The following is an 8,470-nucleotide window of genomic DNA, read 5'->3' on the forward strand; positions in this document are numbered from 1 at the left end:
CGGCAGAGCATTCGAGTTTGCCGAAATTCGTACCTTTTGCCGAAGACGAAAGCGATGATGGCGCGTCGGTAGAGGATTTGATGTCCTTGATGACCATTCGTGCATCCGGAAGCCGGAGCGGCAACGCAACGGGCGGCGATGATTGGGATGACGCCCCCTATGAGGACCTGGTGCTTTAGGGTAAACACCTACCCTGCATCCTGATCTTGCAAGACCCGGCCGGTCGCCAATTCAGCGACCGGCCGATTTCTTTGTGCGCGACAGGGCGCAGTCGCCGGAATCCGAGGATGGGATCGAGTGGGGGCAAGGACCTCTCAACGTTCCATCATAAAAAGTGAGGTCACGTATTATCTTTTCTTTGTGTTGTTGCGGTCAGACCGCTGGCAATGCGATTTCCCAACCTTGAGCATTCGAAAATCGTCGCGGCCGCGCAGGGCGTCGCATTCACCGCCCTCACGGCCCTTGTGCAAGCCCCGGGCATTCACCGTTCTATAAATACTCAACCACGACCGGTTGCGCCTGCGGATCGGTCGCGTTGGCTAGGATCGGTTCCTGGGTCTCGTCAATGGCGGTTTCGAGATCCTCCAGCGCCGGTTCCAACTGCGCCGGGTCCGGCCTTTCCTATTTCGGCCCGAACCCGATGCGCCGACAATTTTGAGCCTGGCCTTTCAACTCCTCGATCAACGCCTGTACCCTGGTGCTGAAGGCATCCCTCCCGGTCATCACCGCCTGTTCATCCGACGTCGACCAGATCAATCAACGCCAAGTCTGACCCTCGCCGCTTTGAAGCCTTCGATAACACACAAACAGTGGTGTGATCCGCCGCCTGAACAGCGGTTCGAAGATATCTCCGAAACATTTTGAAAGTTGGGACCTGCCTTCGGCAACCGCCGACTCTTGGGAGCGGTACATTGTACCAGCAGGTTGCGCCGATATGATCACCTGATCAGGTTCGCAGTGGGGAGGTTACGGCGAAAACCCTCGCTACGTCCGGATAATTCAGATGCAAAGGCACCCAGGGAAAACCCCTGAGCGCCTTGTTCATTGACTTATCCGACCCTGTAATTCGGGCTTTCGCGCGTGATCTGAACATCATGCACATGGCTTTCCTTGAGGCCCGCACCGGTGATGCGCACGAAGGTGCAATCGCTGCGCATATTCTCAATCGTGGCACAACCGGTATAGCCCATCGCCGCCCGCAGACCGCCGACAAGCTGATGGATCACATGGCCAGCCGCGCCTTTGTAGGGCACCTGCCCCTCAATTCCTTCGGGCACCAGTTTGTCGCTAGCGGCATCCTTTTGGAAATAGCGGTCGGCCGAGCCGCGCGCCATCGCCCCAAGGCTGCCCATTCCACGATAGGCCTTGAAGGTACGCCCCTGATACAGGATCACCTCGCCGGGCGCCTCATCGGTGCCGCCAAGCATGCTGCCGACCATGGCACAGGAGGCACCGGCGGCAATCGCCTTGGCGAAATCGCCGGAAAACTTGATGCCGCCATCGGCAATCACCGGGATATCGCCGGCCGCGCGCGTGCTGTCCATGATCGCGGTCAACTGTGGCACGCCAACGCCGGCCACCATCCGCGTGGTGCAAATGCTGCCCGGACCGATCCCGACCTTGACCGCATCGGCGCCCGCCCCGATCAGGGCGCGCGTGGCCTCGGCGGTGGCGACATTGCCGGCCACCACCTGAACCTCGTTCGAGAGCTTCTTGGCGCGCTCAACCGCAATCGCCACACCCTCGGAATGACCATGCGCCGTGTCGATCACGATCATGTCCACGCCCGCATCCACAAGCGCCTGCGAGCGCTCGAACCCGGCATCGCCCACCGTCGTGGCCGCCGCCACACGCAACCGTCCAAGGTCATCCTTGCAGGCGGTCGGGTTAAGCACCGCCTGTTCAGTATCGCGCAGGGTCAGCAATCCGGTCAGCTTGCCTTTGCCATCGGTCACAAGAAGCTTTTCGATCCGGCGCTCTTTCATCAGGGATTTGGCCTGTTCGCGGTCCGCGGGTTCTTGCAGGATGGCAAGGTTCTCGCTTGTCATCATCACGCGCACCGGGGTTCTGTCATCTTCGGCGAAGCGCATATCGCGGTTGGTCACGATGCCAAGCACCCGTCCCTTTTCATCCACCACCGGGAATCCGGTGACGTTATAACGCTCCTGAAGCGCCTTGGCATCGGCCAGCGTCTGATCCGGGGTGAGGGTGATCGGGCTGTAGACGATACCGCTCTCAAAGCGTTTCACGCGGCGCACCTGATTGGCCTGTTCTTCGACGTCAAGGTTGCGATGGATCACGCCCATGCCGCCAAGCTGCGCCATGCAGATCGCCATCCGGCTCTCGGTGACCGTATCCATCGCCGAACTGAGAAGCGGGATATTCAGGCTGATCGAGCGCGTCACATGGGTGCGCGTATCTGCCGTGTTAGGCAACACACTTGATGCCGCAGGCACCAGCAGAACATCATCAAAGGTTAAAGCCTCGCGAATCTCCATTACGGTTCTCCATGGATATCTCGTTTGGCGCTTCCCTATTTCACGGATCGGCGGCAGGGAAAAGGGCGATTCGTGCCTTGCCGCCCGCGACATTTCCCGCCACCTTCGCGCAAACGCACAAAACAACGGGGGATCGCATGGCGGATCATGGGTATGAAGGCGGCAGGCTTGACCTGCCGTTCGTGGGGATCTCAACCTTTGGCAAGCGCCCCTATGTCGGCGATTGGTCGGCGATTGACGCCGATGTGGCGGTGCTCGGCGCACCGTTTGATTTCGGCACCCAGTGGCGCCCCGGTGCGCGCGCTCGGCCCCGAGGCCACCGCCGCGCGTATTCCGAAAGGCGCGCGGATTTATATCACCATCGAAATTGATGCCTTTTGCCCCTCGATCGCGCCGGGCACCGGCACGCCAAGCCATGGCGGGTTCCTGTATTACGATGTGCTTGAAATCCTGCAAGAGGTTGCAAGTCGCTATGACATCGTCGGCATCGACCTTGTCGAAGTGGCGCCGGATTATGACCAAAGCGGCTCTACCACCATTTTGGCGGCGCAAGTTCTGCTCAATCTGCTGGGCTTTATCTTTCACGCGCGCGGCGCGCGGGCCTAGGCGTCGCGGTCATTGCGCCTGCGCTCTGGCACCGGATCAAGGCCGCATTGGCCCCAGGGATTGCAGCGCGCGATGCGCTTGGCCGCGAGCCAGCCACCGCGCAAACCGCCGTGCTTTTCAAGCGCCTCAAGGGCGTATTGGCTACAGGTCGGATGATACCGGCAGTGATAGCCGACCCAGGGCGACAGGATCAGCCGATAGGCCCGGATCGGCAGCGACAACAGGCGCGCCAGCGGGGTCATGGCGCCGGGTGCAGCTTTTTGAGCGCATGAATGAGATCGCCCTTGAGCGCCTCAAAGGGCCGCTCTGCGGTGATATCCTTGCGCCCGATCAGGACATAATCCCAACCAATACGACCACTTACAGGTAAAACCTCATGTGCGGCCGCGCGTAGGCGACGCTTGGCACGATTGCGCGCCACGGCATTGCCGACCTTTTTGGAGCAGGTAAAGCCAACCCGCATGCCAAGCCCATCCTCGCCGCGCTTGCGAGCCTGCACCATCATCGAGGCTGTGCCCTGTCGGCGGGCGCGGGCGGCGGCCAGAAAATCGGCACGCTTGCGCAAAACGCTCACAGGGGGAATCTTGGGCACAGGACATGACGAAACCACCGGGCGCATCGGTCCTGCATCTCTGTCAGGGGCGCCCGGCGGTGTCATTTTCTCTACAACGGCTGGCGCTTACGCGCTCAGCTCCTTGCGGCCGCGTGCGCGACGTGCATTCAGGATCTTGCGACCGGCTTTGGTTGCCATGCGCGCCCGAAAGCCGTGGCGGCGTTTGCGAACCAGGTTCGAGGGTTGAAAGGTGCGTTTCATCGCTCCGTCTCCGACTTTGTCAGGTGCCGCGTTTCAGGAATCGCGCCTAGCCCTGTGTTATCTGAAGCCCGGTCTATAAAGGGCCGGTTTTCGCAAGTCAAACCCACAGGGCGGCTTTTGCAACAAAAACATACACATTCCCTCGGCCAGTGTTACAATCAGGCCAAAGGGTGCCATTGACGCCACGGCAACATTCACCCCTGATCACCCCCGCGTGAGGCCACTGGCGGTGGCGGGTCCGGCTATGCAAGTAAAGAGCAGTCATATCAAACCGGGCAGGACAATGGAAAAAACTTCGCAAGACACCCCAGAGACACCCAAGGGCAGGCTGATGCGGCATGCACCGCTGGCGATCATCCTGACGGTCGCCGTCATCGGCTTTTTCACTTTGCGCGACTATATTACCTTTGACACGCTGCGCGAGCACCGTGAGACGCTTCTGGCGTTCCGCGATGCCAATTTTGGGCTGATGGTGCTGGCCTTTATCGGCATTTATTTCGCCATCGTGGCGTTTTCTCTGCCCGGCGCGGCCGTGGCCTCGGTCACGGGCGGTTTTTTGTTCGGGCTGGTGCTTGGGACCGCTTTCAACGTTACCGCCGCAAGCCTTGGCGCGATCACGATCTTTCTTGCCGCCCGCTGGGGCTTGGGCCAAGCCCTCGCCGCCAAGATCGAAACCTCTGACGGGACGCTCAAGAAACTCAAGGCCGGGCTAAACGAAAACGAGATCAGCGTTCTGTTCCTGATGCGCCTCGTGCCTGCGGTGCCGTTTTTCGTCGCCAACCTTTTGCCGGCGCTTGTCGGCGTCAAATTCGTCAACTTTGTCCTGACCACCGTCTTGGGCATCATCCCCGGTGCCATCGTCTTTACCTGGATCGGTGTCGGCCTTGGCGAGGTGTTTGACCGCGGCGACAGCCCGGATTTGTCACTACTCTGGGAGCCACAGATTATCGGCCCCATTCTGGGCCTGTGCGCGCTTGCGGCGATGCCCATCGTGATTAAGGCCCTGCGGGGCAAGAAAGGAATTTGAGCATGACCAAATTGAAAACCGACCTCCTGATCATCGGGGCCGGCTCTGGTGGCTTGTCTGTCGCGGCCGGCGCCGTTCAGATGGGCGCAAGCGTGATCCTGCTTGAGGCCCACAAGATGGGCGGCGATTGCCTTAACTTTGGCTGCGTGCCCTCGAAGGCGCTGATTGCCAGCGGCAAGGCGGCCTATGCGCAATCGCATGCCAGCGTTTACGGCGTCGCCGATGTGACCCCAAAGGTCGATTACGCCGCCGCCAAGGATCATGTCGCCGATGTCATCGAGCAGATCAAACCGGTCGATAGCCAGGAACGGTTCGAGGCCATGGGCGTGCGTGTCATCCGCGAATACGGGCGTTTCATTTCCCCCAAAGAGGTGCAGGCCGGCGAATTTGTCATCACCGCCCGGCGCATTGTGATCGCCACCGGATCATCGCCCCTGGTGCCGCCGATTCCGGGGCTTGAGAACGTGCCCTACGAGACCAACGAGACGATTTTCGAGCTGCGCGACAAGCCGGGGCACCTACTGGTGATCGGCGGCGGGCCGATCGGCATGGAAATGGCACAGGCGCATCGCCGGCTTGGCTGCGAGGTGACGGTGATCGAAGGCATGAAGGCGCTTGGCAATGACGACCCGGAAATGGCCGCCGTGGTGCTGGAACGTTTCGCCGCCGAGGGCATCGAGATCGCCGAAGATGCCATGGCCGCGGAAATTCGCGGCAAGCTCGGCGCGATCGAGGTCGAGGCCAAGGATGGCCGCGTATTCAAGGGCACCCATCTTCTGATGGCGGTCGGACGAGCGGCCAATATAGACAAGCTCGACACCGAAAAGGCCGGTATTGAAACCACCCGGCGCGGCATCAAGGTTGACGCGGGCATGCGCAGCACCAACCGCCGCGTCTATGCCATCGGCGATGTGGCCGGGGGGCTGCAATTCACCCATATGGCGGGCTATCACGCCGGGCTTATCATCCGCTCGGCGCTGCTTGGCCTGCCCGCCAAGGAACGCACAAGCCATATTCCCTGGGCGACCTATACCGACCCCGAGCTGGCCCATGTCGGCCTTACCGAAGAGGGCGCGCGCAAGGAACATGGCGGCAACCTTGAGGTGGTGCGCTTTCCCTATTCCCACAACGATCGCGCCATTGCCGAACGCAAGACCGAGGGGCTTATCAAGGTGATGGTCGTGCGCGGTCGGCCGGTCGGAGCCTCGATTGCCGGGGCGCAGGCGGGCGAGCTGATCAATCTCTGGGCCTTTATTCTGGCCAATAACCTCAAGATGAAACATGTCGCCAATATGGTGGCGCCCTACCCCACCCTTGGTGAAATCAACAAGCGCGTGGCGGGGGCCTATTTCTCGCCAAAACTGTTTGATAGCCCTATGGTGAAACGTGTGGTTCGGTTTGTACAAGGCTGGTTGCCCTAGGGCGGCCATCAAGGAGGCAGGGGGTTGCTCAACACACTTTCAGGGCGTTTCCTGATTTTGACAGCGGTCTTTGTGATGCTGGCAGAGGTGATGATCTTTGTCCCCTCTGTCGCCCGCTTTCGCGAGGATTTCCTGCAAACCCGGCTTGAACGGGCGCAAATCGCATCCCTGGTGCTTTTGGCCGATGAAGAGGTCACCCCCGACCTTCAGGAAGAGCTTTTGCGCAATGCCGGGGTGTTCAACGTGGTGCTGCGCCGCGATGAGGCGCGCCAGCTTGTGCTGACATCACTGATGCCCGGCCCCATTGCGCAGACCTTCGATTTGCGCGATGCTCCGGCCTTTACGCTTATCCGCGACGCGACCAGACGCATGCTGACCCCGCAAACCCAGGTGATCCGGGTCATCGGCCAGCCGGTGCGCATGGGCGGTCTGCTGATCGAGATCACGCTTGAAACCGACCAACTGCGCATGGCGATGATCGACTATGGGCTGCGCATTCTGCTGCTGTCGATGGTGATTTCGATCTTTACCGCCGTGCTGTTGTTTCTGGCGGTGCGGGTATTTCTGGTCAAACCGATCAAACGGGTGGTCGGACATATGAAATCCTATGCCGAAGCCCCCGAGGACGCGCGCCGCGTCATTCAGCCCTCGGCCGGTATCATCGAACTGCGCGAGGCCGAAGAAACCCTGCAATCGCTGCAAACCCAGTTGACCGGCGCGCTCAAGCAAAAAGAACACCTCGCCCAGTTGGGCGGCGCCGTGGCCAAGGTCAGCCATGATTTGCGCAATATCCTGACCAGTGCCCAACTCTTTACCGACCGCATCGAGATGAGCGAAGACCCAAGCGTCAAACGGATGGCGCCCAAGCTGGTGAATTCGCTGACCCGTGCGGTGCATCTGTGCGAGGCGACGCTGGCCTATGGCAAGGCCGAAGAACCCGGCCCGACGCTTGGCCGCTTTCGGCTTGCCGATATCGTGGATGATGTGATCGACAGCGAACGCCTGTCGATCGGCGATAACAACATAAGCTTTTCCCAGGATATTCCCGATGGCCTGTTCCTGCGCGCTGACGCCGAACAGCTTTATCGCGTGATCGGAAACCTTGTCCGAAACGCCAGGCAAGCAATTGTAAACTCTCGTAAACCCGGTGAAATCAACATCATGGCCTCTGAGGACGACAAGGAATGGATTATCCGTATTTCTGACACCGGCCCCGGCCTAGCGCCCAAAGCACGCGAGCATCTCTTCAAACCGTTTCAGGGCGGTGTTACCAAGGGCGGCACCGGGCTTGGTCTGAGCATCGCGATCGAATTGACGCGCGGCCACGGTGGCGACCTGATGCTGGAACGCACCGACGAAACCGGCACAACCTTCTGTGTCACCCTGCCCAAAGGAAATTTTTCCCAAGAGGGATAATTTCTGTCAAAACACCCTTGCAAACCCCTGCCCCACGGTCTAATTGCTGGCCTCAACGGACCGATAGCTCAGCTGGATAGAGTACTTGACTACGAATCAAGGGGTCGGGGGTTCGAATCCTCCTCGGTCCGCCACACACCCTTGATATCGCTAAATAAAATGGCGACCAAGCGAACCTACCCCACATAGAAAAAACGCTTGGGAATGCTGTGAATCGCATCCAACGGCGGTGTCAGAGCAACCTGAGTTGAGATCGGTTATCCGCTGCCCTACGCTGCGCTCATGGAAAAACGTGACCCTTTCAAGTACTTCAAAACCAGCCCTGATATCATCCGCCTGGCGGTCATGATGTACGTGCGTTTTCCGCTATCGCTGCGCAACGTTGAGGACCTGCTCCACGAACGCGGCATAGACGTCAGCCATGAATCCGTCCGCTTTTGGTGGAACAGGTTTGGCCCGAAATTCGCCTCAGAAATCCGACGCTGCCGAATTCAGCGAATGCGGGCCTGGTCGAACTGGCAATGGCATCTGGACGAGGTGTTCGTCAAAATCAATGGCGAGACCCACTACATGTGGCGCGCTGTCGATCACGAGGGCGAAGTGCTGGACGCCTTTGTTTCAAAGCGGCGCGATCGTAAGGCCGCGTTGAAATTCCTCAGGAAATTGATGAAACGCTATGGTCGGCCCG

At 59.8% G+C, this 8,470-nt stretch carries 8 protein-coding genes, 1 tRNA gene and 1 pseudogene; 6 read left to right on the forward strand and 4 right to left on the reverse strand.

Annotated features, from left to right (window positions below; genetic code table 11):
• Positions 1-1,049: 1,049 nt before the first annotated feature.
• Positions 1,050-2,498 (reverse strand): IMP dehydrogenase, encoded by a 1,449-nt coding sequence (gene guaB / locus BMZ91_RS20535; protein WP_092842452.1) that lies wholly within the window; start codon positions 2,496-2,498, stop codon positions 1,050-1,052.
• Positions 2,499-2,635: 137 nt separating this feature from the next.
• Here guaB and BMZ91_RS20540 point away from each other — a divergent pair.
• A pseudogene (locus BMZ91_RS20540) lies at positions 2,636-3,104 on the forward strand (arginase family protein).
• Here BMZ91_RS20540 and yidD read toward each other — a convergent pair.
• From yidD to rpmH, 3 genes are read right to left on the reverse strand one after another with little or no spacing between them, the layout of a single operon-like run.
• Positions 3,101-3,346, reverse strand: coding sequence for a membrane protein insertion efficiency factor YidD (yidD, locus tag BMZ91_RS20545; RefSeq protein ID WP_092842453.1), 246 nt, complete (start codon positions 3,344-3,346; stop codon positions 3,101-3,103). The pseudogene BMZ91_RS20540 and the gene yidD sit on opposite strands and share 4 nt — an antisense overlap.
• The gene (gene rnpA, locus BMZ91_RS20550; protein WP_092842454.1) at positions 3,343-3,762 is read right to left on the reverse strand and encodes a ribonuclease P protein component; all 420 of its coding nucleotides are present in this window, start codon (positions 3,760-3,762) and stop codon (positions 3,343-3,345) included. The genes yidD and rnpA overlap by 4 nt, the downstream gene beginning before the upstream one ends.
• 21 nt (positions 3,763-3,783) lie before the next feature.
• Positions 3,784-3,918: a 50S ribosomal protein L34 gene (gene rpmH, locus BMZ91_RS20555; RefSeq protein WP_027241708.1), complete on the reverse strand. Its 135-nt coding sequence runs from the start codon at positions 3,916-3,918 to the stop codon at positions 3,784-3,786.
• 331 nt (positions 3,919-4,249) lie between these two features.
• On the opposite strand from rpmH, the gene BMZ91_RS20560 reads away from it, so the two are divergent.
• The 5 genes from BMZ91_RS20560 to BMZ91_RS20580 form a co-directional block, all read left to right on the forward strand.
• Positions 4,250-4,945, forward strand: a complete 696-nt coding sequence (locus BMZ91_RS20560; RefSeq protein ID WP_425441611.1) for a TVP38/TMEM64 family protein — start codon at positions 4,250-4,252, stop codon at positions 4,943-4,945.
• A gap of 2 nt (positions 4,946-4,947) precedes the next feature.
• Positions 4,948-6,366, forward strand: a complete 1,419-nt coding sequence (locus BMZ91_RS20565) for a dihydrolipoyl dehydrogenase family protein (protein ID WP_092842456.1) — start codon at positions 4,948-4,950, stop codon at positions 6,364-6,366.
• Between the two features lie 24 nt (positions 6,367-6,390).
• Positions 6,391-7,782 (forward strand): sensor histidine kinase, encoded by a 1,392-nt coding sequence (locus tag BMZ91_RS20570; protein WP_092842457.1) that lies wholly within the window; start codon positions 6,391-6,393, stop codon positions 7,780-7,782.
• Positions 7,783-7,839: 57 nt separating this feature from the next.
• Positions 7,840-7,916: transfer RNA gene (locus BMZ91_RS20575), tRNA-Arg, on the forward strand.
• Between the two features lie 148 nt (positions 7,917-8,064).
• A partial coding sequence (locus BMZ91_RS20580) for an IS6 family transposase (protein WP_143076431.1) occupies positions 8,065-8,470 on the forward strand: 406 nt, incomplete at its 3' end.

It is taken from the genome of Roseovarius lutimaris (genome assembly GCF_900115165.1).
Taxonomy (GTDB): Bacteria; Pseudomonadota; Alphaproteobacteria; order Rhodobacterales; family Rhodobacteraceae; genus Roseovarius; species Roseovarius lutimaris.